This is a genomic window from Sphaerisporangium dianthi, from assembly GCF_042654065.1.
Taxonomy (GTDB): Bacteria; Actinomycetota; Actinomycetes; order Streptosporangiales; family Streptosporangiaceae; genus Sphaerisporangium; species Sphaerisporangium dianthi.
Genome location: NZ_JBHSFP010000005.1, coordinates 206,201 through 230,861 on the forward strand (window position 1 = coordinate 206,201; position 24,661 = coordinate 230,861).

General features: G+C 70.1%; 29 protein-coding genes. 17 read left to right on the plus strand and 12 right to left on the minus strand.

Annotated features, from left to right (window positions below):
• Positions 1-4: 4 nt before the first annotated feature.
• From hypD to ACFO60_RS10650, 3 genes are all read left to right on the plus strand, one after another.
• Entirely contained in the window at positions 5-1,132 is a 1,128-nt protein-coding gene (gene hypD / locus ACFO60_RS10640) for a hydrogenase formation protein HypD (protein WP_380839651.1), read from the plus strand.
• Positions 1,129-2,262, plus strand: a complete 1,134-nt coding sequence (hypE, locus tag ACFO60_RS10645) for a hydrogenase expression/formation protein HypE (RefSeq protein WP_380839653.1) — start codon at positions 1,129-1,131, stop codon at positions 2,260-2,262. Before hypD ends, hypE begins: the two co-directional genes overlap by 4 nt.
• 138 nt (positions 2,263-2,400) lie before the next feature.
• The gene (locus ACFO60_RS10650; protein WP_380839655.1) at positions 2,401-2,805 is read left to right on the plus strand and encodes a hypothetical protein; all 405 of its coding nucleotides are present in this window, start codon (positions 2,401-2,403) and stop codon (positions 2,803-2,805) included.
• Between the two features lie 122 nt (positions 2,806-2,927).
• On the opposite strand, the gene ACFO60_RS10655 is transcribed toward ACFO60_RS10650, so the two are convergent.
• From ACFO60_RS10655 to ACFO60_RS10665, 3 genes are all read right to left on the minus strand, one after another.
• Positions 2,928-3,710 carry a WD40 repeat domain-containing protein gene (locus tag ACFO60_RS10655; protein WP_380839657.1) on the minus strand — a complete coding sequence of 261 codons (783 nt, stop codon included), beginning with the start codon at positions 3,708-3,710 and terminating at the stop codon, positions 2,928-2,930.
• Between the two features lie 138 nt (positions 3,711-3,848).
• Complete coding sequence (locus ACFO60_RS10660) at positions 3,849-4,316, minus strand: GNAT family N-acetyltransferase (protein ID WP_380839659.1); 468 nt, start codon at positions 4,314-4,316, stop codon at positions 3,849-3,851.
• Between the two features lie 296 nt (positions 4,317-4,612).
• Positions 4,613-5,440, minus strand: coding sequence for a M55 family metallopeptidase (locus tag ACFO60_RS10665; protein ID WP_380839660.1), 828 nt, complete (start codon positions 5,438-5,440; stop codon positions 4,613-4,615).
• 151 nt (positions 5,441-5,591) lie between these two features.
• Here ACFO60_RS10665 and ACFO60_RS10670 point away from each other — a divergent pair, with 151 nt between their 5' ends.
• The 5 genes from ACFO60_RS10670 to ACFO60_RS10690 all read left to right on the plus strand — a co-directional run bounded on the left by ACFO60_RS10670 (position 5,592) and on the right by ACFO60_RS10690 (position 9,981).
• Positions 5,592-6,296, plus strand: a complete 705-nt coding sequence (locus ACFO60_RS10670; RefSeq protein WP_380839662.1) for a response regulator transcription factor — start codon at positions 5,592-5,594, stop codon at positions 6,294-6,296.
• 144 nt (positions 6,297-6,440) lie between these two features.
• Positions 6,441-6,611, plus strand: coding sequence for a hypothetical protein (locus tag ACFO60_RS10675; protein ID WP_380839663.1), 171 nt, complete (start codon positions 6,441-6,443; stop codon positions 6,609-6,611).
• A gap of 85 nt (positions 6,612-6,696) precedes the next feature.
• Complete coding sequence (locus ACFO60_RS10680) at positions 6,697-7,590, plus strand: polyphosphate polymerase domain-containing protein (RefSeq protein ID WP_380839665.1); 894 nt, start codon at positions 6,697-6,699, stop codon at positions 7,588-7,590.
• Positions 7,591-7,596: 6 nt separating this feature from the next.
• On the plus strand, positions 7,597-8,274 hold the full coding sequence (locus ACFO60_RS10685) for a DUF4956 domain-containing protein (RefSeq protein WP_380839666.1): 678 nt from the start codon (positions 7,597-7,599) through the stop codon (positions 8,272-8,274).
• 6 nt (positions 8,275-8,280) lie between these two features.
• Positions 8,281-9,981 (plus strand): CotH kinase family protein, encoded by a 1,701-nt coding sequence (locus tag ACFO60_RS10690; RefSeq protein ID WP_380839668.1) that lies wholly within the window; start codon positions 8,281-8,283, stop codon positions 9,979-9,981.
• 166 nt (positions 9,982-10,147) lie between these two features.
• Here the strand turns inward: ACFO60_RS10690 and ACFO60_RS10695 are convergent, their stop codons facing one another.
• The 3 genes from ACFO60_RS10695 to ACFO60_RS10705 all read right to left on the minus strand — a co-directional run bounded on the left by ACFO60_RS10695 (position 10,148) and on the right by ACFO60_RS10705 (position 12,510).
• Positions 10,148-11,077 (minus strand): TIGR03560 family F420-dependent LLM class oxidoreductase, encoded by a 930-nt coding sequence (locus tag ACFO60_RS10695; protein ID WP_380839670.1) that lies wholly within the window; start codon positions 11,075-11,077, stop codon positions 10,148-10,150.
• Positions 11,078-11,476: 399 nt separating this feature from the next.
• On the minus strand, positions 11,477-11,701 hold the full coding sequence (locus ACFO60_RS10700) for a DUF397 domain-containing protein (RefSeq protein ID WP_380839671.1): 225 nt from the start codon (positions 11,699-11,701) through the stop codon (positions 11,477-11,479).
• On the minus strand, positions 11,689-12,510 hold the full coding sequence (locus ACFO60_RS10705; RefSeq protein ID WP_380839673.1) for a helix-turn-helix domain-containing protein: 822 nt from the start codon (positions 12,508-12,510) through the stop codon (positions 11,689-11,691). Before ACFO60_RS10705 ends, ACFO60_RS10700 begins: the two co-directional genes overlap by 13 nt.
• A gap of 263 nt (positions 12,511-12,773) precedes the next feature.
• Between ACFO60_RS10705 and ACFO60_RS10710 the strand changes: the two genes are divergently transcribed.
• The gene (locus ACFO60_RS10710; RefSeq protein ID WP_380839676.1) at positions 12,774-13,193 is read left to right on the plus strand and encodes an ATP-binding protein; all 420 of its coding nucleotides are present in this window, start codon (positions 12,774-12,776) and stop codon (positions 13,191-13,193) included.
• Positions 13,190-13,579, plus strand: coding sequence for a hypothetical protein (locus ACFO60_RS10715; protein WP_380839678.1), 390 nt, complete (start codon positions 13,190-13,192; stop codon positions 13,577-13,579). The genes ACFO60_RS10710 and ACFO60_RS10715 overlap by 4 nt, the downstream gene beginning before the upstream one ends.
• On the opposite strand, the gene ACFO60_RS10720 is transcribed toward ACFO60_RS10715, so the two are convergent.
• Together ACFO60_RS10720 and ACFO60_RS10725 are read right to left on the minus strand one after the other, a co-directional pair.
• A complete protein-coding gene (locus ACFO60_RS10720; protein WP_380839680.1) occupies positions 13,509-14,009 on the minus strand; it encodes an NUDIX domain-containing protein in 501 nt (166 codons plus the stop codon). The genes ACFO60_RS10715 and ACFO60_RS10720 overlap by 71 nt on opposite strands.
• Before the next feature lie 151 nt (positions 14,010-14,160).
• A complete protein-coding gene (locus ACFO60_RS10725) occupies positions 14,161-14,739 on the minus strand; it encodes a dihydrofolate reductase family protein (protein WP_380839682.1) in 579 nt (192 codons plus the stop codon).
• Positions 14,740-14,872: 133 nt separating this feature from the next.
• On the opposite strand from ACFO60_RS10725, the gene ACFO60_RS10730 reads away from it, so the two are divergent.
• The 7 genes from ACFO60_RS10730 (at position 14,873) to ACFO60_RS10760 (ending at position 22,192) form a co-directional block, all read left to right on the plus strand.
• Entirely contained in the window at positions 14,873-15,889 is a 1,017-nt protein-coding gene (locus tag ACFO60_RS10730) for an LLM class flavin-dependent oxidoreductase (protein ID WP_380839684.1), read from the plus strand.
• A gap of 133 nt (positions 15,890-16,022) precedes the next feature.
• Positions 16,023-16,565: a chloramphenicol phosphotransferase CPT gene (gene cpt / locus ACFO60_RS10735; protein WP_380839686.1), complete on the plus strand. Its 543-nt coding sequence runs from the start codon at positions 16,023-16,025 to the stop codon at positions 16,563-16,565.
• A 289-nt stretch (positions 16,566-16,854) separates the two neighbouring features.
• Positions 16,855-17,100, plus strand: coding sequence for a hypothetical protein (locus tag ACFO60_RS10740; protein ID WP_380839687.1), 246 nt, complete (start codon positions 16,855-16,857; stop codon positions 17,098-17,100).
• 234 nt (positions 17,101-17,334) lie between these two features.
• Positions 17,335-18,321 (plus strand): tetratricopeptide repeat protein, encoded by a 987-nt coding sequence (locus ACFO60_RS10745; RefSeq protein ID WP_380839688.1) that lies wholly within the window; start codon positions 17,335-17,337, stop codon positions 18,319-18,321.
• 62 nt (positions 18,322-18,383) lie between these two features.
• The gene (locus tag ACFO60_RS10750; protein WP_380839690.1) at positions 18,384-19,508 is read left to right on the plus strand and encodes a SagB family peptide dehydrogenase; all 1,125 of its coding nucleotides are present in this window, start codon (positions 18,384-18,386) and stop codon (positions 19,506-19,508) included.
• A gap of 79 nt (positions 19,509-19,587) precedes the next feature.
• On the plus strand, positions 19,588-20,385 hold the full coding sequence (locus tag ACFO60_RS10755) for a DUF4328 domain-containing protein (RefSeq protein WP_380839692.1): 798 nt from the start codon (positions 19,588-19,590) through the stop codon (positions 20,383-20,385).
• A gap of 313 nt (positions 20,386-20,698) precedes the next feature.
• Positions 20,699-22,192 (plus strand): SMP-30/gluconolactonase/LRE family protein, encoded by a 1,494-nt coding sequence (locus tag ACFO60_RS10760; RefSeq protein ID WP_380839694.1) that lies wholly within the window; start codon positions 20,699-20,701, stop codon positions 22,190-22,192.
• Positions 22,193-22,293: 101 nt separating this feature from the next.
• Here the strand turns inward: ACFO60_RS10760 and ACFO60_RS10765 are convergent, their stop codons facing one another.
• The 4 genes from ACFO60_RS10765 to ACFO60_RS10780 form a co-directional block, all read right to left on the minus strand.
• On the minus strand, positions 22,294-22,665 hold the full coding sequence (locus ACFO60_RS10765) for a hypothetical protein (RefSeq protein ID WP_380839697.1): 372 nt from the start codon (positions 22,663-22,665) through the stop codon (positions 22,294-22,296).
• Positions 22,666-22,708: 43 nt separating this feature from the next.
• The gene (locus ACFO60_RS10770; protein ID WP_380839699.1) at positions 22,709-23,089 is read right to left on the minus strand and encodes a roadblock/LC7 domain-containing protein; all 381 of its coding nucleotides are present in this window, start codon (positions 23,087-23,089) and stop codon (positions 22,709-22,711) included.
• A 91-nt stretch (positions 23,090-23,180) separates the two neighbouring features.
• The gene (locus tag ACFO60_RS10775; protein WP_380839701.1) at positions 23,181-24,212 is read right to left on the minus strand and encodes a hypothetical protein; all 1,032 of its coding nucleotides are present in this window, start codon (positions 24,210-24,212) and stop codon (positions 23,181-23,183) included.
• Positions 24,209-24,586, minus strand: a complete 378-nt coding sequence (locus ACFO60_RS10780) for a roadblock/LC7 domain-containing protein (RefSeq protein WP_380839704.1) — start codon at positions 24,584-24,586, stop codon at positions 24,209-24,211. The genes ACFO60_RS10775 and ACFO60_RS10780 overlap by 4 nt, the downstream gene beginning before the upstream one ends.
• Positions 24,587-24,661: the final 75 nt, after the last annotated feature.

A 24,661-nucleotide genomic window follows, 5' to 3' on the forward strand; every position in this document is an offset into this window, starting at 1 on the left:
GCCGATGAGGTTCGTCGACGAGTACCGCGACGCGGGCAAGGCGCGGGCGCTGGCCGCGCGCGTCGCCGCGCTGTGCGAGCCCGGTCGCGCGTACAAGTTCATGGAGGTGTGCGGCGGGCACACCCACACGATCTACAAGCACGGGCTGGAGGACTACCTGCCCCCGCAGATCACGCTTGTGCACGGCCCGGGATGCCCGGTCTGCGTCATCCCGATGGGCAGGGTGGACGACGCGATCGCCATCGCCGAGCAGCCCGACGTGATCATGACCTCGTTCGGCGACATGATGCGCGTCCCGGGCGGAAACGGGTCCTTCCTGGACGCCATGGCGCGGGGCGCGGACATCCGCATGGTCTACTCTCCGCTGGACGCCCTCAAGATCGCCCGCGACAACCCGGACAAACGGGTCGTCTTCCTGGCCATCGGGTTCGAGACCACGGCCCCGTCCACCGCGATGACCGTCATGCGCGCGGCGACCGAGCGCATCGGCAACTTCTCGGTCTTCTGCAACCACGTGACGATCGTCCCGGCCATCAAGGCGATCCTGGACTCGCCCGATCTGCGGCTCGACGGCTTCATCGGCCCCGGCCACGTCTCGGCGGTGATCGGCTGCCGGCCGTACGGCTTCATCGCCGAGGACTACGGCAAGCCGCTCGTGGTCGCGGGGTTCGAGCCGCTGGACGTTCTCCAGGCCGTCCACCGCAATCTCCAGCAGCTCGCCGAGGGGCGGGTGGAGATCGAGAACCAGTACGGGCGCGTGGTGCCCTGGGACGGCAACCCCAAGGCGCTCGCGGTGATCAACGAGGTGATGGAGCTGCGCCCGACGTTCGAATGGCGCGGGCTGGGGTTCATCTCGGACTCCGCGCTGTCCGTGCGCGAGCGGTACGCCGGCTTCGACGCCGAGCGCGTGTTCCGCATCCCGGGCGCCCGGGTCGCCGACCCCAAGGCCTGTCAGTGCGGCGAGGTGCTCAAGGGCGTGCTCAAGCCGTGGGAGTGCAAGGTGTTCGGCACCGCCTGCACCCCCGAGACGCCGATCGGCACCTGCATGGTGTCCTCGGAGGGGGCCTGCGCGGCGTACTACAACTTCGGCCGCTTCTCGCGCGACCGGGTCAGGGAGGCGACGCGCACGTGAACGGCGACGAGAACACCCTCGCCCTGGGCGAACGCGGGCGGCCGGCGCCGAACCGCGAGGAACTGGTCCTGGAGCGCATCGAGCGGGTCCGCCGCAGCCGGCCGCGCCTGCGCGAGGAGCTGATCACCCTCGCCCACGGCGCCGGAGGCAAGGCGAGCCGCACGCTCGTCGAGGCGGTCTTCCTGGAGGCCTTCCGCAATCCATTCCTCGAACCCCTGGCCGACGGCGCCGTGCTGGAGGCGATGGAGCACGGCGAGCCGGCCTTCACCACCGACTCCTACGTGGTGACCCCGCTGTTCTTCCCCGGCGGCGACATCGGGGACCTGGCGGTCAACGGCACCGTCAACGACCTGGCGATGTGCGGGGCGCGGCCGGCCCACCTGTCGGCCGCGTTCATCCTGGAGGAGGGCTTCCCGATCAGGGACCTGCGCCTGATCGTCGCCACCATGGCGGAGGCGGCCCGGGCGGCCGGCGTGACCATCGTCACCGGCGACACCAAGGTCGTCCAGCGGGGCAAGGCCGACGGCTGCTACATCACCACGGCCGGCGTCGGCACCGTCCCGGCCGGTGTGCGGCTCGGCGCCTCCGCCGTCCGGCCGGGCGACGCGGTCATCGTGTCGGGGCCGATCGGCGAGCACGGCGTCACGGTGATGCTCGCGCGCGGCGGGCTCGACATCGAGGCCGACGACCTGGTGTCCGACACCGCGCCGCTCAACGGCCTGACCGCCCTCCTGCTCGACGCCTGTCCCGGCGGCCGGGTGCGGTGCCTGCGGGACGCGACCCGCGGCGGGGTGGCCACCGTGCTGAACGAGATGGCGCAGGCGGCGGAGGTGGCGGTGGTCGTCGCGGAGGAGGCGGTCCCGGTGCGCCCCGCCGTGCGCGGCGCGTGCGAGCTGCTCGGCATCGACCCGCTGTACGTCGCGTGCGAGGGCCGCATGGTGGCCGTGGTGGCCGGTGACTCCGCCGACGCGGCGCTGGCGGCCCTGCGCTCGCACCCGCTGGGGGAGGGCGCCGCCGTCGTGGGCCGGATCGCCGAGGACCCGCCCGGACTCGTCCTGCTCAAGACCGGCTTCGGCGGCACCCGCATCGTCGACGTCCTCGTCGGCGATCCGCTGCCCCGCATCTGCTGAACGCGAGGGCGCGGGCATCCGGCCGTCCCGCCCACGGGCCGTCCGGTACGGCATTGTCGAGTGGGTATGTACCCATTTACGGAAGCATGTCTGATTCGATGGCCGGCGAAGGTCGTCGGCTTCTGATGGGGTGAGGTCATGGTGCAGCCACAACAGCCGGTCGCGAGCGACATGCCGGACCTGGAGGAGATCCGCAGGCAGGTGCACCGCGACGTCGTCATGGCGGGCGACCGCGCGTTCGACAGCCCGCCCCGCGGCGCCGTCCGCCCTCCGCGCATGATGAGCGAGGTGGAGCGGCACGGCGTGTCCCCGATCGACAGCGAAGCCACCTCGCCGCTGGACGTCGGCCCGAGCACCACCGGTCGCGGCGAGCGCATCGCGCACCACAGGCGGGAGCCCGGACGCCGCAGTAGGGTCGGCTTCGAGGGCCCGGCCCGCCGCCCGTACGGCGTCTCGGTCCCCGAGGACGCCACCGGCGTCGGCGCCTCGGGCCCCATCCACGAGGACAGCCCGTACCTGCCCCCCGGCGACCAGGCCGGCTGAGCGGCAACGGCGAAAGCCCGAGCCGAACGCCGCGTCAGCCGCTCGGCCTCGGGCCCTCGTCGTATCGCGTGTGACGATCATCCCCTCCGCGCCCCGGCGGCGCTCCGCCCCGGCCCGTTCTGTCAGCCGCCGCAGGCCGCGAAGAAGAAGGTGTTCTTGACCCGGTAGGTGTCGCGGACCCGGACGGCGCCGATGCCCGGATCCACCTCGAGGATGTGCATCCTGCCGTTGGTCACGTCGCCGGTGAGGACGTGCAGGGTGACCTGGCGGGTGCCGGTCCAGTCGACCATGTCCGGCGCCAGGCCGCCGGGCAGCTTCACCCGCACGCTGCTCACCACGGCGTTCGACCGCAGGTCGTACAGCTTCAAAGTCCGGGAGCCCGCCGAGTGGAACGCGACCAGGCGGCCGTCCGCGTGCAGCGCCATCGGGCCATCCTGCGCGGCGATCTGCGGCGGCACCTGCCGCGCCGTCTCTTCGCCGCTCAGGTCATAGGTGATGATCTTCGTGGTGTTCTCGTCGGTCCGCCGCGTGGTGAGCACCTCGTCCTCGTCTCCGCTGAACCCCAGGAAGCCGTCCCCCGCCGGCAGGGAGCCCAGCCGCCGGCCGGTCGCCACGTCGTACAGCCACAGGAACCTCTCGTCGGAGCCGTCGTGCACGGCCAGCCTGTCTCCGCCGAGCGACAGGGCAAGGTCGAGGGCGATCATGTTCGTTCCCCTGGGCAGCGCGGCCGCCGGCATGACGTGGACCTTCCCGGTGAGCTCCCGTACCACCAGACGGTCGTCGCGTTCGCGCACGTACGCGATGTACCCGCCATTGCCGCTGACCGCGATCGGGGCCGGCGAGTCCTTCCGCACCTTGCGGTGAGCGTCCCGGGGGAACACCCGCGCGTCGGGCAGCTCCCTCAACGCGAAAGGCTCTGATGGAAGAGCACCCGGCCCGGATCAGGACCTGGCGTTCCGGCCGAGGGCGTGCCCGACCCCGAGGAGATCGGCAGGCGACATCGTCGGCACGCCGGCCGGCATCGCCATGACGTGATCGAGGCTTCAGAGCGCTCGTGTCATGTACACGCTGTTCGGGTCGAGGCGATAGTCCGCGAAAGGCTCGCAGTACGCGAAGCCGAACTTCTCGTACAGCTTCCGTGCGGGCAGGAAGAACTCCTCCGAGCCGGTCTCGAGGCTCAGCCGGGCGAACCCCATGCGCGCCGCCTCGGTGATGATGTGCTCCAGCAGCATGGACGCGATGCCGCTCCGCTTGCGCTCGGGAGTCGTGCGCATCGACTTCACCTCGGCGTGGCCCGCGTCCAGCCTCTTGATCGCACCGCAGCCCACCAGGACGTCACCGTCCATGGCCGACCAGAACGTGATCTCGGGCTTGCGAAGTTCGTCCAGGTCGAGGGCGTGCACGCTCTCAGGCGGGGTGATGGACCGCATGTCCTTCAGATGCGACTCGAGGAACGCGGCGATCCGCGAGCCGGAGAGGTCGTCGACGATGATCGTGATGCTGTCGCTCACTCGTACTCCGGGGGTCGGCTCCACAGGTAGGTGCGCGATCCAGCGTAGGCCGCCTCCGGCCGGAGGCGATCGCGGTCAGGCACGTGTGGCGAGGCGTGGTCGGGTGTCGTCAGGCATGCGGTGAGGCGCGGTCAGCCGTCGTCGGGCTCGCTCCGAACGCCATGCGCATCCCGGCCCGGCCGTCCGGAGCGGTTCGCGAAAGATGTTCCGGGGAGGTGGCGCCCCGCGGCCTCCGAGCCCTGCCGGAGGCGCCGAGGAGGTTGGAATCGAGTCCGCACTCCTCGGGCCGGTCGGGGTCACGCGGGTTTGATGGTGGCCAGTTGTACGAGGAGCAGGACCAGTCGGTAGGCGTCGGCGAAGCCGGCGGCGGTGAAGGCGACCGTACGGCCGCCCTCGGCGCGTGAGACGCCCGGCACGAGCGTCGCCAGGTCGACCGTGACCGGACTGTACAGGTCGACCTCGACGTCGAGCGGTCCGTCGATGGTCAAAGGAGGGACCGTCGCACGCCGGCTGATCGCGTCGGCGGCGGCCCGGCGCAGCCGTTCCCGGACCTCTGCTGGGTGCGGGGCGACGGCGGCGGCCTGGCCGAGGGCCTGTTTGACCGCGACGGTGACGGCCGAGGGGACCAGGTCGCGCAGTTCGGCGCAGGCGGTGTCATCGCCGCTGAGCAGCACGACCGGCACGCCCAGATGCCCGGCCATGGCGGCGTTGAGACCGATCTCGCCCAAAGATCGCCCACCCACGCGCACGTCGAGGATCTCGCCGCTCATGGTGTGCGCCAGCACGGCCGGCCCGCCACCGGCGCGGGCGTGGTAGCCGACGAGCAGAACCGCGTCGGTGTCCTCGTCGAGCCCGCCGAGCATGCCCAGCGGTCGCGGCTTGCCGCGCACCAGGTGTGCCCGCCGGTCGAGTTCCTCGGGCAGCAGATTGCGGAACGGCCCGTGCGCGTCGGCGACCCAGACCACGGCGGAGGGTTCGGCGTCCAGGACGCCAGCGATCACGGCGTTCGCCTCGGCCGTCATCAGGACGCGGCCGCGCTCGTAGTCGTAGCGGTCCGGATTCGTCTCGGAGGGATGCACGATCCCCGAGATGCCCTCCATGTCGACAGAGATCAGCACCTTCATGCCCAGGCACCCTACGCGTTCCACGCCCGAGGCCGTCCCTCCCGCGCACATTCGGCGCACGGGTGGAGAGCGTCCCGGCCAGGCGCGGTGGGGGAGTACGAACGGGCCGCGTTTTCATCTTGCTCTTATACGGACCGCGTAGAACGAGGTCATGACTGATTCCCCCGCCGCCGCGAAGGTGCTGGTCGTCGACGACGAGCCGAACATCCGCGAGTTGCTGTCCGAGGCGCTCGGCCTCAATGGCTTCGCGGTGCGGACCGCCTCCAGCGGGAGAGCGGCGCTCGACGCGGTGGCGCGGGAGCGGCCCGACATCATCGTGCTGGACGTGATGCTGCCCGACCTCGACGGGTTCACCGTGGCGCGCAGGTTGCGCGAGGCGCCCGACAGCCCGCTGGTGCTCTTCCTGACCGCCAAGGACGCGGTCTCCGATCGCATCGCCGGCCTGACCGCCGGAGGCGACGACTACGTCACCAAGCCCTTCAGTCTGGAGGAGGTGGTCCTGCGGCTGCGCGCCATCCTGCGCCGGATCCGGCCGCCGGAGGAGCGGATCGACGACGACGTGCTGCGTTACGCGGACCTGGAGCTCGACGAGGAGGCCCACACGGTGCGGCGGGCCGGACGGGCGATCCACCTGTCGCCGACGGAGTTCGCCCTGCTGCGCTATCTGATGATCAATGCCGAGCGGGTGGTGAGCAAGACGCAGATCCTGCAGCGGGTCTGGGATTTCGATTTCGACGGTGACACCAGGATCGTGGAGTCCTACATCAGTTACCTGCGACGGAAGATCGACGCCGGTGGCGAGCCGCTGATCCACACCTCGCGGGGCGTGGGTTACCGGCTGCAGGGCCCGTCATGAGGGTGGCAGGCCGCCCGTGGCCGCTGCGGCTGCGGCTGCTGGCCGCATTGGTGGCGCTGTGCGCCACGGGCCTGGCGGTCTTCGCGGTGGCAGGGGTGCTGCTGCTGAAGCGCTCCCTGCTGTCGCGGGGGCGAGGCCGAGCGGATGAGCGTGCTGGTGGAGGACATGCTGCCGCTGGCCCGCCTCGATCAGGAGCCCACCCTGGAACCGAGCACGGTGGACCTGCGCGTGCTGGCGGGCGACGTGCTCCAGGCCGCTCAGGCCCGCGACCGCGAACGGCCCATCCAGCTTCCCCTGTACCGCCCCCATGACTGAGACTGTTCACCTCCGGTTGGGCCGCAGTTCACACATTATTCCCAGCTTCGTCGTGTCGGATGTGCGCTGACACGGAAGGAGGGACATGCTGCGAAGGTTTCGCCGACAGATCGTCTCCAGAAGTCAGAGCCCTGAACCGGCGGCGGCACTCGCGGACGGCGACGCGGGTCACCGGCTGCGCGCGCCGAGCGCGCTGCACGCCTTCAACCGCTACGAGATCAAGTATCTGATCGACAGTGATCAGGCGGACGACCTGCGCGCGGAGATGGAACGGCGGCTCGATCGCGACAGGCACTGTCCCGAAGAGGGCTACAGCATCTGGAGCGTCTACTACGACACCCGGCGACTGCGCTTCTACTGGGAGAAGATCGAGGGCCTGAAGTTCCGCCGCAAACTGCGCGTGCGCCACTACGGCGACCGGTTCTCGATCGACGAGAGGACCCCGGTGTTCGTGGAGATCAAGCAGCGGATCAACCGGGTCACCCAGAAACGCCGGGTGAGCCTGCCGTACGCCGACGCGCTGGGTCTGTGCGACGACCGGCGGATGGTCGAGCACGAGCCGTCGCAGCGGGCCTTCCTGGAGGAGGTCCTCGACCTGGTTTCCCGGCTCGACCTGCGGGCCACCGCGATGACCGGCTACACCCGCCACGCCTACATGGGCCGCGACGCCGACGTCGGTCTGCGCGTCACCTTCGACCGGCGCATCCGCGGCCGCGATCGCGACTTCCACCTCGGCGCCGACGCGGAGAACCGGCTCATCGTGCCGCCCCGCAAGGCGATCATGGAGGTCAAGGCCAACGAGCGGGTGCCGTACTGGCTGACCGACCTGACCGCCGCCAGGAACCTGCAGGTGGTGCGGGTCTCGAAGTACTGCCAGGGCGTGGAGGCCTACGGGCTGGCGCCGCGCTCGATCTTCCACATCCCCGATCACGATCATGCTCTCGGCCGCGACCGGTCGATGGACCACCCGGAGGCCTGACCCCTCATGCCCTTCTCCTTTCAGGATCTGTCCGGCACGTTCAGCGTGGCCGACATCGCCATCGCCCTGTCGCTGTCGTTCGTGCTGAGCGCGATGATCGGCTGGGTGTACCGGGCCACGCACCGCAACGTGTCCTACAGCCAGTCCTACGTGCAGACCCTGGTCATCCTCGGCATGCTCATCTCACTGATCATGCTGGTGGTCGGCTCCAACATCGCCCGCGCCTTCGCGCTGGTCGGCGCCCTTTCCGTGGTCCGCTTCCGCAACGCCATCAAGGAGACCCGCGACGTCGGTTTCATCTTCCTGGTGATGGGCGTCGGCATGGCGGTCGGCACCCGCTTCTACGTGCTCGCCATCGCGGCCGCGGTGGCGATCTCCCTGATCATCGTGGTCATGTACCGCTTCAACTGGTTCGCGCTCAACGTGCGACGCCAGGTCGTCAAGGTGCAGGTGCCGTCGGACGAGGACTACACGCACGTCATCCAGGACGTGCTGATCCAGCACACCGACGAGTTCGAACTGGTCAGCATGGAGTCCATCAGGGCAGGGGCGCTGATTGAGCTGATGTACACGGTCAAGATAAAGAAGGGCAGCGAGCCGTCCGAGGTGATCGCGGCGTTGCGCGAGCGCAACCACGGCCAGTCGGTCACCGTGCTGACCGGATACGACCAGACCGACCTGTAGCCGGCCATGACACCACCCGCCCGCCGTCTCCGGCACCGGATCCCGGTCAAGCTGCGGCACAACTACAAGCTCGTCGCGCTGTGCGCGGCATTCCTGGCCGTCTGCTGGGGCGTGTTCGGCAACGGAACGGTCCGCCCCTACGTCGCCACCGCCCAGACCGCCTCCGCCGGCGCCGTCACCCAGAACCTCACAGGGACCAAGAACCTGTTCGACACTTCGCTGCCGCACGAGGTGAAGCTCACCTTCACCGACGAGGCGTACGAGGACATGCTGGGCGAATACTTCAACGACGGCGAGAAGAAGTACGTCGAAGCCGACCTGACGATCGACGGCACCCGCGTCCAGAGCGTGGGCGTCCGCCTCAAGGGCAACTCCACGCTGGCGGGGCTGACCTGGAAGGGCAAGTCCCGTATGGGAGGGCCGGGCGGCTTCCCCGGTGGCCGGGGCGGACAGCCGCCCGAGGGCTTTCAGCCGCCCGAGGGTTTCCAGCCTCCCGAGGGTTTCCAACCCCCTGAGGGCTTTCAGCCTCCCGAAGGCTTCCAACCCCCTGAAGGATTCCAACCGCCCGGCGATGGACAGCCGCAGACCGGGCAACCCCCGACCGGGCAACCCCAGCCTGTCCAACCCCAGCCTGGGCAGCCTCCACGCGGCGGGTTCGGCGGGCTCGCGTCGCTCAAGGCCGAAGAGCCGGAGAAATTGCCCTGGCTGATCCGCTTCGACGAATTCGTGGAGGGACGCCGTTACCAGGGCCACAGCCAGATCGCCGTACGCCCTGCCGCCATGGGGTCGAACACGCTGCTCAACGAGGCGCTCGGCATCGCGCTGGTCGGCGCCTCCGGCGAACCGACCCAACGCTCCACCTACAGCGCCTTCACCGTCAACGGCCGTGCCTCCACACCGCGCCTGCTCGTGGAGTACCTCGACGAGGACTACGCCGCGAGCCTCGGCGAAGGCGTCCTGTACAAGTCACTGGCCTCCGGCTCCTTCACCTACAAAGGCGAGGACCAGACCGAGTACACAAACGACTTCAAGCAGATCAACCAGGTCGGTGGCAAGGATCGGCAACCGGTCATCGACCTGATCAAGTGGGTCAACGAGGTCTCCGGCGCCGAGTTCGCCGCCGGGCTCGCCGAACGCCTGGAGGTGGAATCGTTCGCCCGCTACGTAGCCCTGCAGAACATCATGATGAACTTCGACGACATGGCCGGCCCGGGCAAGAACTACTACCTCTGGTACGACCAGGACACCAAGAAGTTCACGGTCATCACCTGGGACCTCAACTTCGCCTTCAACGGTGACGCGAAACTGGGCGTGCACGAGACGGCGAGCATGGGCATGGGTCCCGGCCGACCTCAACAGGGCCGAGCCCAGCAGCCGCAGGGGCAGCGGCCGGAGGGCGTCACCCCGCCCGAGGAAGGCCGGCGGCGTCCGGCGGGCGGCATGATGCGCATGGGCCACCCGCTGAAGGAGAAGTTCCTCAAGACGCCCGCCTTCAAGAAGGTCTACGAGGAGCAGTACCGGGTCCTGTATCGAAAGCTCCTGGCCGGCGGCACGGCCTCCGCGCTGCTCGACGGCCTGGTCGCGAGCTACAAGCGCAACGAGCGAGCGGATGTCGCGGAGATCGACGCCGAGGCGAAGGCACTGCGGACCACGCTTCGCACGCGAACGGAGAGCCTGCGATCCGACAAGGTGATCAGCGGTTCGTAGGCGACCTCCTCGCACAGACCCCGGCGCGAGACGGCCGGCCGTCTCGCGCCGGCCTCATCAGAGCACGCATCGCCAAACGGCCCGCTCTCACTCACGACGTCCTCACCCATGACGTCCAGGTTCCTCGCCTCCGCGCTCTAGGAGGCGCCGCGCCGCCGAGACGTGGTCAGGGGCCGGCGACCTTTGTCGTCGCGACGTGGGGGAGGACCTCGGAGCCGATCAGGGCGATGTGGTCCAGGTCGTGGATGTCGAAGATGAACAGGTAGACGGTGTCGATGCCCATCGCGCCGAAGCCCGCGATGCGCTCGGCGACCTGGTCGGGGGAGCCGATGGCCGCCGTGCTGCGGAAGAAGTCCGCCTGGATGGCGGCCGCGCGGCGCTCCACGTCGGCGGGGGTGGACCCGCAGGCGACGGCCAGCGCCGTCGAACGCCGCGGTTCGCCGGGGTCGCGGCCGATGCGCTCGCAGGCCCGGGTGAAGACGGTCATCTGCTCGCGCAGGTCGCCGCCCAGCCCGGTGTTGTACTCGGAGGCGTACCTTGCGGCGATCGCCGGGGTTCGCCGTGGCCCGGTGCCGCCGATCAGGATCGGTGGGTGCGGCGTCTGGACCGGCCGGGGCGGGGTGCGGTTGTCCTCGACGCGATAGTGGACGCCCTCGAAGGAGAACCCGCGGTCGGCGCCGGCGGGCGTGCGCCACAACCCGGTGATGATGGCGAGCTGCTCTTCCAGCCGGTCGAAGCGCTCGCCCGTGTCCGGGAACGGGAGGCCGAACGCGGCATGCTCCCGGGCGAACCAGCCGGTGCCGAGTCCGAACTCGACGCGGCCGCCGCTCATCTCGTCCACCGAGGCGACGATGGCCGCCAGCAGGCCGGGGGCGCGGAACGTCCCTGCGGTCACCAGCGTGCCGAGCCGTACGCGCTCGGTGTCCCGGGCAAGCCCGGCGAGTGTCGTCCAGGAGTCGGTCGGCCGGTAGATCCGGTCCTCCGGGTCGACGCCGAGCAGGTGGTCGGAGCGGAAGAACCCGTCGAACCCGCTGCGCTCGGCGGCGAGCGCGAGCGCGCGGATGTCCTCGTAGCGGGCCCCGTGCAGCGGCTCCATGAGCACACGAAGCCTGATCCCGACCCTGTCCGTTCCCGCCACGTGACGACACCGCCTTCCGGACGCGCTCCGAGCGCCGCGCCGACGCACAGGGTGGTGCCGGCGCCCGTCACCGCCGGACGGCGCGTGTGCGCGCGGCGGCGAACGGACACGGGGCGGACGCGGCGCCTCGTGGATCAGCCGTGATGATCTCACTATGCAGAATGGCGGCCGCACGGGCAATACACGAGCGCACGTCACTCCGATCAGCCCGCACCGGGTGGCGGCAGGGGCGGTCCGGTGGGTGACGGCGTTGACCGACCGACCGACCGGCGGGCCGCCGGCCGCTGGTGAACTGCGGCAGTGGCCGGCGGCGATGTGCTGCTTCTTGCCGGTTATCGCTACGTGGCGGTTGAAGGCTCAGAAGCCGGGCTGGTCGTGCTTCACCCCGCGCATGAACGACCGCCAGGCGGTAGGAGAACAGACCACGGCCGGCCCATTGGGACGCTTGCTGTCGCGCATGGCCACGGCACCGGACAGGTTGAGGGCGACCTCAACGCAATTCCCGCCGGTGTTGCCACTACGAGAACTCTTCCGCCATGCCGCCCTGGAGAGATCCACGGCGATCGAATCTAGTGATTCCACTGGGCTCTCGCTTCCCTGATCTTCTCGAGAGAATCAATCGGACGAAATGCCTGTGCTCTCAGCCTGTCATACTGCCCCCAGATATCGGTGACAAGATCGTGTTCTGAGGAGACTTCGCCCTTCCCTGCCGACTCTATGGAGACGGCTGTCGGCGCGTCCGGTAGTTCGGCGATGGTGAAGCTCGACAGCAGGCCGTCGGTGCAGGGGCTGTCGTAGGGGACCACCTGCACGGTGATGTGGCGGCGTTCGGCGAGGTCCGTCAGGTAGTCGAGTTGGTCGCGCATCACCTTGGCGTTTCCCAGGGGGCGCTTGAGCACCCATTCGTCGATGAGCACCCAGAGCTCCGGTGGCCTGTCCTGTTCGAGGATCTGCTTGCGCCGCACGCGGGCGAGGACCCGTTGCTCGATCTCCTCTGGCGGGGCGGCGCGGCCTCCCTCGAAGACCGCCCGCGCGTACTCCTCCGTCTGCAGGAGGCCAGGGACGAGCAGGGGGTCCCAGCTTCGAAGCGCTCGTGCTCGCGGCTCAATGTCATCCAGCCATCTGACAAACCATATCGGGCTGGACGGAGAGGCGATATTCCGGTAGAGCCGGGAGAAAAGGTCGCCGGTTCTCAGCGCCACGTCGCATCGTGCCGCTAGATCCCTGTTCGGATTCCGGTCGCCGATCTCGATATGGCCGACGAGCGATGACGAGACGCCGAGATGCGCGGCAAGGCGGGCCTGGGACAGCCTCGCCTCTCTGCGTACTCGCGCCAGCTCACGGCCGAAGCGCTGAACTGGAGAAAGGCGTGGATCGAGATCGTTTCCCATTGTCGCCTCCGGGGTTCTCCTGTGGCGTGCATGACATTCGATGACGCGAATGCTGACGTGTGGTCACGCCGTGCGGGGGTTTCTGTCGGTCGATTGTCGGCGGAAGTTCTTCCCGTCGACAGGTTATAAGTCGGCACTCTGGAAGTCCGAACTTTTATCCGGACGATGTCATGACGGTGCGGCGACAATTCGCCTCGCTAATGGATTAATCCGGACAGAGGTGATCGCGGTCTCTGGATTATCGGAAGAACGGTGATGCGCTGATGAGTGCTGAGGCGGTACGCACGGCGAAGCTCATGGGCCTGGTGGATCTGCCGATGGAGACGGCGTCGGTTCCGCGAGCCCGCAGGCAGGTCGGCGCCCTCCTGCGGGCGGCCGGTCATATGGATGCGGACGATGCCGAGCTGCTGGTCGGCGAACTGGTCGCGAACGCGGTCAAGCACGCGGACTCGCGGCGGTCCTCCGGCGTCTTGACGGTCGCTGTGTTCCGTCGCCGTGGCGCCTTCCGCGTCGAGGTGGCCGACGGCGGCTCCACGATCTCGGCTCCCCGGGTGCCCGCCGAGCTGGACGCGGACAGCGAGGGAGGCCGAGGACTGTGGCTGGTGAGAGAGCTGGCCGCGTCGTGGGGGTGGTACGAGAACGTGGCGGGACGGGTGGTCTGGTTCGAGGTGACCGGACGATGAAGCCGGGCGGTATGGACGCTGATATGGGCGGCGAACATCACGCGCTGCTGGCGACGCTGCAGCATGGCCTGGCCGAGTACGGAATCTTCGCGCGCCTGGCCGAAACGCCGCCTTACGCGGCCGGCCCGGAACCCGGTGATGCCCTTCCTCGTGTTCCGCCGTGGCTGGAGATAGTAGGAAGGGACGGAGAAGCTCGCGCGGCGGTCACGGTCGTCCGTGCCGCGCAGCGGTTCTCATACAGGGTGAATCCCCGAATGGGCGACGCGTATCGGATGCTGTTCCCGGTCGATGAGATCGCGGAGGCGGTCGCCTACATCATCGCCGAGGCCCGAAAGTGGGAGGACGATCACTCCCGTGCCGGGGAGCGCGCTTGTCGGGGAGGGTGAACAGGTCGTCGGTGATCGTGAGGCAGTGGGCCAGAAGTGTGGCGACTTGCGGGGGCATCAGCGCGATGGTCGTGAGGGCGGCCGAGGTGAGCGGCAGCGGGTGCAGCAGGTACTCGCCGCGCACGTCCTCTCTGGCCTCGGGGCCTGACCGGGCCGCGAAGTCGTACCGGAGGATCCTGGCCAGGTAGATGTGCTGGCGGTCCGGCCCGCTGTCGACCACGCCGAGCAACGAGTGGATCTCCGCCTGACCGGCCAGTTCCTCCTGGATCTCGCGGTGCAGCGCCGCTTCCAGCCCGTCGTCGGCGGGCTCCACGCCGCCCCCGGGGAGCACCCAGTAGGGCGCCTGCCCCGGCCTGACCCGCTTGATGGTCAGGAAGTGCCCGTCGCCGGTGATCAGAACGGCCCGCACTCTCTCACCGATGACGCCCATGATCCTCGCCTCCGCGTCCCGGGGAACCGCCGCGCTGCCGAGACGTGGTCGGGGACCGGTCACATTCGTCGCGGCGACGTGCGGGAGGACCTCGGAGGCGACCATGGCGATGTGGTCCAGATCGTGGATGTCGAAGATCCGGACTTCCGGGTCAGGTGGACACCGGGGGCTCGGCGCGCTCGTAGCGGAGGAGGACGACGCCGTTGCCGAAGGTGCGGGTCTCGGCGAGGCGGAGTGGGATCTTGGCGCCGGAGAGGGGGAACAGGGGCTTGCCCGCGCCGATGAGCACCGGGTGGACGTAGATGGCGTACTCGTCGACCAGGTCGAGCCGCATGAAGGCCGAGATGAGGTCGGCGCCCCCGAGCGCGAGGTCTCCGCCGGGCCGCGCCTTGAGGGCCCTGATCTCGTCGGCGTCGACCTCCCGGAGGATGGTGGTGCTCCAGTCGGCCTTCTCCAGGGTCCGGGAGAACACGATCTTGGGCGTGTCACGCCAGATGCCGGCGAACTCCTTCACGGGCCCGGTGTTCGCCGGGTCGGAGTCGGCGGTGGGCCAGAACTCGGCCATGAGCTCATGGGTGACGCGGCCGCTGATGAATGCGCCCATCGCCTGAAGCCGCTGGTTGAAGTGCTCGTGCAGCTCGTCGTCGACCATGTGCCAGTCGATCTCGCGGTTCGGGCCCTCCATGTAACCGTCGAGGGACACGGACATGGAGCAGATGATCTTTCTCATCGATGTCCTTCGCTCGCCGAGTCCTCACCGTATCGCACAAGTGTGCGAAATGGAGGGGTGGAGATCACCTCGCTGCACCGGGTTCGCGTGGCGCGTCGTGGTCTCGCGGAGGACGCGGTGGGAGAGTGGGGGCATGGGTGTCGGGGTACGGGTGGGGGTCTTTCTGCCGGCGGCCGGGTTTCCCGGGATGGACCACGGTGAGGTCCTCGCCGCGGCCGTGGAGGCGGCGGTGGCCGCCGAGCGGGCCGGGTTCGACGACGTGTGGATCGCCGAGCACCACTTCATGTCGTACGGCATGTGCCCCTCGGCCGTGACGCTCGCCGGGTACGTGCTGGGCCGCACCGAGCGCGTGACGGTCGGCACGGCGGTGAGCGTGCTGTCCACCTGTCACCCGGTGGCGCTCGCCGAGCAGGCCGCGCTGCTCGACCGCGTCTCCGGCGGCCGGTTCCGGCTCGGCGTCGGGCGTGGCGGCCCCTGGGTGGACCTGGAGGTCTTCGGCACCGGGCTCGACCGGTACGAGAACGGCTTCGAGGAGAGCCTGGACGTGCTGCTCGCCGCCCTCGGCCGTGAGCGGGTCTCCGCCGAGGGCGAGCGGTTCCGCTTCCGGGAGGTCGCGATGGTGCCCCGCCCTGCCCGGCCGATGCTCCCGGTCGTCGCGGCGACCTCGGCGGGCACCGTCCGCCTGGCGGCGGCGCGCGGGCTGCCCATGCTGCTCGGCATGCACGTCGGCGACGCCGAGAAGGCCGCGATGGTGGAGGAGTACACCGCCGCGGCGGGCGACCTCGGCGGGCCGGAGGTGGCGCACGTGGCGGCGGGGGTCGCCTACGTCGCGGACACGACCCGCGAGGCGGTCGCGGTCATGGAGGAGACGCTGCCGCGCTGGCTCGGGCCGGGCCTTTCGGGCTACCGGCCGGTGGACGGCCGCCCGTACGTCCCGAAGGACCCGGTCGAGTACGCCGGCCTGCTCTGCCGCCTGCATCCGGTCGGCTCACCCGGGCACTGCGCGGACACGATGCTCACCACGATCGAGCGCACCGGCGTCCGCCACCTGATCCTGCTGGTGGAAGGGGCGGGCGACCCGGCGCTCACCATCCGGAACATCGCCCGTCTCGGCGCCGAGGTCCTCCCCAAGGTCCGGGCCTCCGCCTGAACGCCGGCGCGAGCGGCGCTTCGGCACGTCCACGATGGCCGGTGATCCGACCGGAAAGGGCACCGGGTCGTCGCGGGTGGCGCCAGCGGAAAACGGTTTCGGAGGCTGAAAGGCAGCCCCTAATGTGGCCGCCATGACGACACAGGTGATCGTGCTCAATGGCGGATCCAGTGCGGGCAAATCCCAGATCGTCCGGCATCTGCAGGCCCTTCTGCCGCAGCCATGGCTTGCCATGGGGGTCGACTCGCTCATTGACGCGATGCCTCTATCGATGCGGACGTCGGACGCGGGAATCGAGTTCGCCCCGGACGGCGGGGTGAGTGTCGGGCCGGAGTTCATGAGGTTGCAAGCGGCGTGGATGGCAGGGATCGCCGCGATGGCCCGCGCGGGCGCTCAGGTCGTCATCGACGACGTCTTCCTCGGCGGAGCGGGGACCCAGCAGCGGTGGCGGCGGGTCCTCGACGGGCTGGACGTCCTGTGGGTCGGCGTCAGGTGCGACAGCGCGATCGCCGCGGCGCGCGAGACGGCCCGGCCCGACCGCGTCCGGGGCATGGCCGCCGCTCAGGCGGAGGTCGTCCACGAAGGTGTGGTCTATGACCTGGAAGTGGACACCACCCGGACCGAGTCCCTGGTGTGCGCGACGACCATCGCCGATCACGTGCGGCGACTCCGCTGACCACGCGACTTCATGTCGCGGTCAAGCGGGCGTGGTATTGCATATATCGGTGATAGTTGGTATCCGAAATCATGCCCTGCTTTATTGTTGGGCAGGTCCCACCCGCTTCGGAGGGCGACGTCACGCTGGTCATGGACCAGCCGAATTCACGGAGACGGGCCTGGCCGCGGTTCCTGTCATCGATTTCGGCGCGAAAAGGAATTGCGGCGATGACCATGTGGTTGAGATCGTTCGGTAGTCCAGTGTCAGAGCAGCGGAAACGCGGTCGATCGATCAAGGAGCCACGGTCATGTCTCAGCAGCCCGAAGTGTTCGAAGCCCACGAGGACGCCTACGACAACCCGCAGTCCGCACTGAACCACAACCACAACGAGACCGCGGTGTTCGAGAGCCACGAGGACGCCTACGACAACCCGCAGTCCGCCCTCAATCACAACCACAACGAGACCGCGGTGTTCGAGAGCCACGACGACGCCTACGACAGGCCGGAGTCCGCCCTGAACGTCAACCACAATGAGGTTCTGGTCGACGTGTGAGCCCGCGGCGGGCCGGGCTTCGCGGATCGCCGTGACGCCCTAGGTCTGCCGTCGTGCGACTTCGCACCTGCCTCCCAGGCCGGCGTCGTCCTGGGAGGCGGCATGTCGCCGGTGGATCGTCAGGCGGTGCCGGTCGCGGCCGCGTCACACGAAGGCTGGAGCCGGTCGGGCATGACCGAGTTCGCCATCGTCGCCGGAGCAGGTGAGCATCCGGTGAGATCGTCAGGAGGCGTAGTGAGCGGCGACCCTCGCCCTGCCCCGGCTGCGGTGGAGCCGTCGGCCGAGACGCTGCTGAGGTACGGGCGGAAGCGGCGCGCCGAGAACGCCTTCGCGGCGGCGGAGCGGGCCTTCCGGGCCGCTGTCGCCCAGGCTCGGCGCGACGGTTCGAGCGCGGAGCGCGTCCGCGCCCAGTGGGAGCTGGCGAGTCTGTGGCGCGCGTGTGGCGGTTACCGCAAGGCGGGTCTGTTGTTCGCCCTCACCCTTCCTACTGCGGAGCGGACCTTCGGTCCGATGTCAGTGGAAGTGGCCACGGTGTGCAACGAATGGGGAGTATTGGGGAAGTACACCGGCCGTTTCGATCAGGCCGAGGCCCTGTATCGGCGGGCCTTGACGATCCTGGAGACCGCTCGCGGGAGTGAGCACGAGGATGTGGCCGCCATCTGCCACAACCTGGGAGGGCTCGCCCACGCCCGTGGTGATCATCAGGCTGGTGAGCCGTGGGCCCGCCGCGCCGCCGAGGTGCGCGCCCGCCTCCTGGGCGAGGACCATCCGAGGGTGGCCGCCGACCTGGCGGCCTGGGCCGCGCTGGTGGACGCCTGCGGGCGCCCGGGCGAGGCCGAGGTGCTACTGCGGCGTGCCCTCGCCGTCTTCGAGGCCGCGTACGGCCCCCAGCACCACGATGTCGCCGCCGCCTTGCACAATCTCGCCGCCATAGCGCATCGCCGCGGTGACCTCGCGACGGCTCAGGCGCACTACGCCCGTGCCTTGGCCGTCAAGGACGCGGTTCTGGGGCCGGGTCACCCGGAATCCACGATCACTCTGATCAATCTGGGTGCCCTGCACCGCGCCCTCGACCAGCCCGGCCAGGCCCACGCCTGCTACAGCCGGGCGGTGGAAGTGCTGGAGCGGGCGGCACCAGGCCATCCCCACCTGTCGGTGGCCCGCCGCGGACAGGCGGCCACCCGAACCGACCTGCCGACCGCTCGGCGCGAGCCGGCCTGACGGACACCGCCCACACAGAAGGCCGGTCCGACGGACAGCACCCACACAGAAGAACAGAGGTCATGGTGAACGTACGCCTGTCCGCCTGCGGTGCCCTCATATGGGACGCCGGCAAACTGGTCTGGGACGACTACCTCGACCACCGCCAGCTCGCCCTCGCCGACGGCGTCGAGCGCGTGCTGCGCTGGTTCACCACCTTCCGCGACCTGGACTCCATCCGCGAGATGTCGGATGACGCGAACGAGGCCGCTCACTGGCACAAGACCGCCACCGTCCTGGCGGAGAACGAGATCCTGATCACTCAGGACGGACCCCGTCACCAGCGCGAACAGGCCATCGAACAGGCCTGGCGGCCGTGGGGGCCGCTGGCCCGCGCGTACCATTTCTCCACCCGCTCCCACGCCGGCACCGCCATGCGCACCGCCGAGCAGGACAACGAGGAACTCGAAGCCAAGGTTCTCACCGACCCGCCGCCTCCGGCGTTCTGGTCCCTGTCCGGCACCACCCGCCACGCGCTGCCGGAGGCCGACCCCGGCGTCTGGCGCCACCGTGACCTGATCGACGTGCTGCACCGGCGCCGCACCCGCCGCTACTTCGGCGCCGCCGCGCTACCGCTGGAGACCGTCGCCACCCTGCTCAAGACCGCGGCCGGCCCACTGCCGCGGGCCGACGGCCCCCTGACCCCGGCGGGTGTCACCCTCGACCCCGACGGGGTGCTGACCGACTCCTGGCAGCGGGTGTTCAAGACCAGCCCCTCCGGTGGCGCCCGCCACCCCACCGAGATCTACCTCTACGCCCGCAACGTCCAGGGTCTCGCCCCGGGCGCCTACCATTACGCCGCCGCCGACCACACCCTGGAGTTCCTCGACCGCCGTCTGGACGACCAGCGGCTCGTGGCCGCGGTCGGCGACCAGGACTGGGTCGGCGGCGCCGGAGCACTGATCTTCTACACCAGCGTCATCGCCCGCAACCAGTGGAAGTACACCTTCCCGCGTGTCTACCGAAGCCTGATGATGGACGTCGGGCACCTCAGCCAGACCGTCTACCTGCTCGCAACCGCGGCCGGGTTGCACATCACCTTCACCGCTGCCCTCCGCGATCAGCTCCTCGAAGACCTCCTGGGCTGCGATCCCGCCGGCCACCTCATCCTCGGCACGTCCGTCATCGGCACCCCACCCGGCGAGTGACCAACTCGCCCGCGGAGGCGGCGAGCCGAATAGCATTGGGCGCCCCACCGTCGTGGGCCACCTGGCAGGAGGAGTCTTCATGGGCTGTCCGCAGTGCGGGTTCGCGCTGCCCACCGACGCCGTGAAGTGCCCCACCTGCGGCCTCGGCGCGGACGCGCACCTGCGCCCCCCGGCGGGGGCGCCGCCGCGTCCCGTCCACGGCAGGGCGGTCGCGGTGGTCGCGGCGCTGGCCCTGTGGAGCGTGGTGGAGCTGTTCGCCGGAGTGATCGGGGCGATCAGGTTCTCCCTGATCGGGCGCACGGCGGCCGGGGAGCCGTCCTCTGCCGGCGACGCCCGGTCGCTCGACGATCTCTACGACCTGAGCTCGGACCTGCGGCTGGGCGTTCTCGCCGTCGCCGCGGCGGTCTACATCGTCTGGCTGTTCCGCGCCCGGGCGAACGCCGAGGGGCTGAGCTGGGTCCAGCACCGTCACGGCAGGCCGTGGCTGGTTGTGGCGTGGGTCGTCCCGATCGCCAACCTGTTCGTGCCGAGGCGGATCATCGACGACATCTGGCTGAGCAGCCGGCCCGGCCCGCCGCCGGACGGCAGGCGGGCCGAGCGCCCGTCGTGGCTGGTCTTCCTGTGGTGGACGGCCTACCTGGTGTACTTCTTCGGCATACGGGCCACCGAGAACACCCTGGAACGGATGCTGGAGGAGGACGCGCTCCCGTGGCTCGCGCGGCTGGAGGTCGCGCGCCCGCTCGCCGGCGTCGCGGCGGCGGTCCTCGCGGCACTGGTCGTGTGGCGGATCAGCGGCTTCCAGGAACTGCGCAGGACCGCCGGCGTGGCCGCCGATGTGCCCGGCGGCGAACGCTCCGGCGCCCTCGACGCGAGCTGAACGTTTCAACGCCTCAGCCCGGGCTCCGTTCGACCGCTGAGCGGCTCGCCGGACGGGCGGGCGGTCGCGTTCACCCAGGCTGAGGCGGTCGTCGGCGCGGCGCGCGGCCGGCAGCCGGGCGCGGGGTGATCACACGGCGTCTCACACCGCGAACGCCTTGACCGGCGATCGATCGCGACCGTCGACTTGATCGGTTAATTTCGGGACGCTCGGCAGGCGGTGCGCCGCGTGGCGTGCCGGTGGCTTCCCGCCCCGCCCGGCACCCCGACGCGGGCGGCGGCTGCCCGTCGTCGTTCCTCGAAAGGACGCCCTGATGAGACGGAGTCTCGCCACTTTCGCGGCCGCCGCGCTGGCGGCCGCGCTGGCCGCCACCGGTGGAGTCGCAGCGGTGACGATGCCGGCGGCGGCCGCCGCCGGATGCAAGGTGACCTACAAGATCGTCAGTCAGTGGGGCGGCGGCTTCCAGGGCGACGTGGCCATCACCAACCTCGGCGACCCCATCAGCGGTTGGAAGCTGGAGTTCGACTTCCCCGACTCCGGCCAGAGGGTCGTGTCCGGCTGGAACGCCACGTGGACGCAGTCCGGCGCGCGCGTGTCCGCCACCAGCGTGGCCTACAACGGCTCCATCGCGACCAACGCCACGGTCAGCGGCATGGGGTTCACCGCGACCATCACCGGCGCCAACCCCCTGCCCAACACGTTCTGGCTCAACGGCGTCATGTGCAGCGGGCCCGTGACCCTCACCCCGACTCCGACTCCGACGCCGAGCCCGACCCCCACGCCGACCCCGACCCCGACGCCGTCGCCGAGCCCGACCCCGACGCCGACCCCCACGCCCACGCCCACACCGACTCCGACGCCGACGCCGGGCACGCCGCGTCCTGGCGTCGGGCCGTGCACACCGGGCGCGAGCTACCCCAACCCGCTGCCGGCGGCGTCGGTGACCGCGACGAAGATCCGGGACGGGTTCAACTTCCTGGAGGGCCCCGTCTGGGACGCCACCACCCAGACCCTGCTGCTGTCGTTGATGCGGGACGGCACCGGGTCGCAGGGCGTCCAGCCCGCGGACGTGCTTCGGTTCACCGAGCCGAGCACCTTCGAGACCTTCATCGCCGGCTCCGGCAGCAACGGCCTGGCGCTCAGCCGGGACGGCGGCACGCTGCTGGCCGCGACGCACGACCAGCGCAGCGTCTCCTCCTTCCGCCTGCCCGACCGGACCCGGGGTGTGGTGGCCTCCTCGTACCAGGGCCGCGCCTTCAACTCGCCGAACGACCTCACCGTCGGCGCCGACGGCACCGTCTACTTCACCGACCCCGACTTCCAGCGAGCGAACCGGCCGGACCAGATGTCCGGCCGCACCGGCGTGTACCGGGTCAAGAACGGCGTCGTCTCGCTGATCGACGACACCATCCGGGAGCCGAACGGCATCGTGCTCTCGCCTGACGGCAAGACGCTCTACGTCGGCGGCAACGGTACGGGGCGGGTCTACAAGTGGCCGGTCAACGCCGACGGCAGCGTCGGCACGCGGGCCGACTTCGCGTCCCTGAACGGTTCGGACGGCGCGACCATCGACTGCGCCGGCAACCTCTACCAGGCCTCCTACAACGACGGCAAGGTCCACGTGTACGCGCCGTCCGGCGTGCAGCTCGGCACCATCGCAGCCGGGCAGAACACCACCAACGTCGCCTTCGGCGGCCCCGACGGCCGGACGCTGTACATCACCTCGGGCACGCCCTCCCGGGGCGGGAACACCGGCAACTTCGGCCTCTACAGCGTCCGGCTGAACGTCCCCGGCTGGCCGTACTGACCCTTTAGTCCCTCTCCGCATCCGTATCTCGACCGGGACGACGGAAGTCCCCATGAAGTCCCTGGTGCGAGGCGTCCGGCCGGCCGGACGCCTCGCACGCGTCAGACGTCCAGCTTCTCCTCGATGGTGCGGAGCGAGTGCCGCGCCATCGCCAGGTTGGCGCGGCCCCGGTCCAGCGCCAGGTACAGGAACAGGCCCTTTCCACCCCGGCCGGCCAGCGGGCGGATGATGTGGTACTGACCGCCCAGCGTGATGAGGATGTCCTCGATGCCGTCCTTGAGCTGGAGGGCCTCCATCGTGCGCAGCTTCGCCTTGATGACCTCGGTGTTCCCCGCGGCCGCGACCTGGAGGTCGAGATCCTTGGAGCCGCCCAGCGTGCCGAGCGCCATGCCGCTGTTGTAGTCGACCACCGCGGCGCCGATCGCGCCGTCGACGGCCATCATCTCCTTCAGGGAGACGTCAATGCTGGCCATGTTCTTCGTTGTTCCTCTCGGGGTCACGAGGGGCCGACGCCTTCTAGCCGGCGGCCGGCGCCCGTTCGACGATGGCGGCGAGTCGCGCCGCCGTCTTGCGTCCCTCCATCCGCAGCAGCCCGAGGTTGGCGCCCCTGGCCGCCAGGATGGTGAGAACGAGCTTGGGGCCCGCGGCATAGCAGGCCGCGTGGCCGCCGGCGCCGGAGATCAGCGTCTCCTCCAGGGCGCCGGCCTGGACCAGGTCGGTCATGCGGTGGCTCATCGCGTGCAGCGCCGAGGTCAGCGCCGCCGCCTGCTCGGCGTCGGCGCGCACGTCGGCCGTCACGAGCATCCCGTCCACCGTGCACACAAGGGCGCCGGTCACCTCGTCCATGCGTTTCAGGAGGAGGAGCATCTCTTCGTGCACGTCGCGGCGTAGATCCATCGGTAGCCTCTTTCCGGCCCGCTTGGGCGACCGCAGCCTCATGACGCCGTCGCGTCCGGGCCGGCCGTCGCGTCTCGGTCGACAGCAGCGTTCACAGCCTCTCCAGGGCATCGCGCAGCTTGATCAGCATGCTGATGTCGGCGGGGTCGCCGCTCACCGGCGGAAGCCCTGTCCCTGGTGGCGCTTCCGGTCCGGGCCCGGCCGTGTGCGGTGCGGCGTCCGGGCGAAGGCCCGCGTGCGCGGTCCGCTTCGGCAGCGCCGGGGAGGAGGCGGCCGAAGGCGATGAGGTGACCGCGGTGGAGGAGCCCGTGGTGGAGGACGTGGTGGGGGGCAGGGCGGGCGCGGCGCCGTCCGCCGAGGTCCCGGGCGGGAGAGGCGCCGCGTTCCCCGGAGCCAGGAGCAGTCCCGCCGCGCCGAACTGCCGTACGGCGAGCAGCACGGAATACGCCGGCCGGCCGATCCGCCGCGCCAGGTCGAGCGGTGTGGCCGTCCCGTCGGCGTTGAGCAGCACCTCCCATTGCACGGGGGTGAGCACGACGCGCTGGGCGGTGATGCGCGGAGTGATGACCACCGGCAGGGAGTCCAGCTCCGGGTAGGGCCATGCGCGGTCCAACTGAACCCTCCTGCGGCCGTACTCGCGGAACAGCCCGGCGACGTCGAAGTACCACCGGTCGCCGAACGGGTGCCGGTCCCCCTCCTTGAACCGGTGGCGCGTCCCGGTCGCCGCCAGCACGAAGAACGCGGCGTCGAGGATCGCGCCGAGCACGCACAGCTCCAGCTCGCCTCGCGTCAGCAGGCCCCGCCGCAGCAGGGCGTCACCGGCGTCGCCGGTGACGCCGCATGACCGCTCGGTGACGCCGTCGCCAGGGGGCTTCGCGAGCCGTTCACCTGGGCGGTTCGCCGTTCCCGGGCGGCGGGCGACGCGCAACGCGGACGCGCTGACGCGGCCGGACGCGACGAGGATCTTCTCGACGCCGGGGGCGCTCGGGCTCTCCACGTAGGTCACCCGCCCGCCGGCGAGGTACACCGTGCCGGCGCGGCCCACTTTGAGCGATCCGGTGGCGCGCTCCCGGGCCAGGTCGCCGAGGACGGTCTCCAGCCGCCGGGCGGGGACATGGTTCACGTCGTGATCAGCCGTCCGGAGATGGTGCGCAGGCGGTGGCGCGCGAGCGCGAGGTTGGCGCGGTCCAGGTCCAGCCTCAGATAGAGCAGGATGGGCCCGGTCAGCGCCGTCTCCAGGGGTCTGAGCAGGTGATGGCCCTGGTCGGAGGTGATGATGACGTCCTCGACCCGCACCGTTCCGTCGGGGGATGTCAGGGCCAGCCCGTCGAGGGCGGCGTGCAGGATGCGGGTGAGCGCGGTGGCCGACTCCTGCGGATCGAGCCGCGTGGCGGTCCTCGCGGCGACGGCCGTGCTGCCGGTGTCCTCGATGACGAGCACGTCCAGCGCGCCCGGAATGGCCAGGATGTCGGTGAGACAGTCCTCGATGTCGAGCATGGTCGGTCGACTCCTCGCCGGTCGATCCCTTCGTACCTGGCGGCTCACTTTAGAGAGATGACCGAGGAAGCCGAT

What these genes read in the sequence shown, in the direction of transcription:
- ACFO60_RS10685 (WP_380839666.1), top strand. Translation starts at nt 7,597, where the DNA reads ATGCCCTTCTCCTTTCAGGATCTGTCCGGCACGTTCAGCGTGGCCGAC.
- ACFO60_RS10680 (WP_380839665.1), top strand. Translation starts at nt 6,697, where the DNA reads ATGCTGCGAAGGTTTCGCCGACAGATCGTCTCCAGAAGTCAGAGCCCT.
- ACFO60_RS10675 (WP_380839663.1), top strand. Translation starts at nt 6,441, where the DNA reads ATGAGCGTGCTGGTGGAGGACATGCTGCCGCTGGCCCGCCTCGATCAG.
- ACFO60_RS10750 (WP_380839690.1), top strand. Translation starts at nt 18,384, where the DNA reads ATGGTGAACGTACGCCTGTCCGCCTGCGGTGCCCTCATATGGGACGCC.
- ACFO60_RS10695 (WP_380839670.1), bottom strand. Translation starts at nt 11,077, where the DNA reads ATGGAGCCGCTGCACGGGGCCCGCTACGAGGACATCCGCGCGCTCGCG.
- hypD (WP_380839651.1), top strand. Translation starts at nt 5, where the DNA reads ATGAGGTTCGTCGACGAGTACCGCGACGCGGGCAAGGCGCGGGCGCTG.
- ACFO60_RS10765 (WP_380839697.1), bottom strand. Translation starts at nt 22,665, where the DNA reads ATGGCCAGCATTGACGTCTCCCTGAAGGAGATGATGGCCGTCGACGGC.
- ACFO60_RS10725 (WP_380839682.1), bottom strand. Translation starts at nt 14,739, where the DNA reads ATGAGAAAGATCATCTGCTCCATGTCCGTGTCCCTCGACGGTTACATG.
- ACFO60_RS10770 (WP_380839699.1), bottom strand. Translation starts at nt 23,089, where the DNA reads ATGGATCTACGCCGCGACGTGCACGAAGAGATGCTCCTCCTCCTGAAA.
- ACFO60_RS10715 (WP_380839678.1), top strand. Translation starts at nt 13,190, where the DNA reads ATGAAGCCGGGCGGTATGGACGCTGATATGGGCGGCGAACATCACGCG.
- ACFO60_RS10705 (WP_380839673.1), bottom strand. Translation starts at nt 12,510, where the DNA reads ATGGGAAACGATCTCGATCCACGCCTTTCTCCAGTTCAGCGCTTCGGC.
- ACFO60_RS10650 (WP_380839655.1), top strand. Translation starts at nt 2,401, where the DNA reads ATGGTGCAGCCACAACAGCCGGTCGCGAGCGACATGCCGGACCTGGAG.
- cpt (WP_380839686.1), top strand. Translation starts at nt 16,023, where the DNA reads ATGACGACACAGGTGATCGTGCTCAATGGCGGATCCAGTGCGGGCAAA.
- ACFO60_RS10730 (WP_380839684.1), top strand. Translation starts at nt 14,873, where the DNA reads ATGGGTGTCGGGGTACGGGTGGGGGTCTTTCTGCCGGCGGCCGGGTTT.
- ACFO60_RS10720 (WP_380839680.1), bottom strand. Translation starts at nt 14,009, where the DNA reads ATGGGCGTCATCGGTGAGAGAGTGCGGGCCGTTCTGATCACCGGCGAC.
- ACFO60_RS10665 (WP_380839660.1), bottom strand. Translation starts at nt 5,440, where the DNA reads ATGAAGGTGCTGATCTCTGTCGACATGGAGGGCATCTCGGGGATCGTG.
- ACFO60_RS10760 (WP_380839694.1), top strand. Translation starts at nt 20,699, where the DNA reads ATGAGACGGAGTCTCGCCACTTTCGCGGCCGCCGCGCTGGCGGCCGCG.
- ACFO60_RS10670 (WP_380839662.1), top strand. Translation starts at nt 5,592, where the DNA reads ATGACTGATTCCCCCGCCGCCGCGAAGGTGCTGGTCGTCGACGACGAG.
- ACFO60_RS10690 (WP_380839668.1), top strand. Translation starts at nt 8,281, where the DNA reads ATGACACCACCCGCCCGCCGTCTCCGGCACCGGATCCCGGTCAAGCTG.
- ACFO60_RS10780 (WP_380839704.1), bottom strand. Translation starts at nt 24,586, where the DNA reads ATGCTCGACATCGAGGACTGTCTCACCGACATCCTGGCCATTCCGGGC.
- ACFO60_RS10740 (WP_380839687.1), top strand. Translation starts at nt 16,855, where the DNA reads ATGTCTCAGCAGCCCGAAGTGTTCGAAGCCCACGAGGACGCCTACGAC.
- ACFO60_RS10755 (WP_380839692.1), top strand. Translation starts at nt 19,588, where the DNA reads ATGGGCTGTCCGCAGTGCGGGTTCGCGCTGCCCACCGACGCCGTGAAG.
- ACFO60_RS10710 (WP_380839676.1), top strand. Translation starts at nt 12,774, where the DNA reads ATGAGTGCTGAGGCGGTACGCACGGCGAAGCTCATGGGCCTGGTGGAT.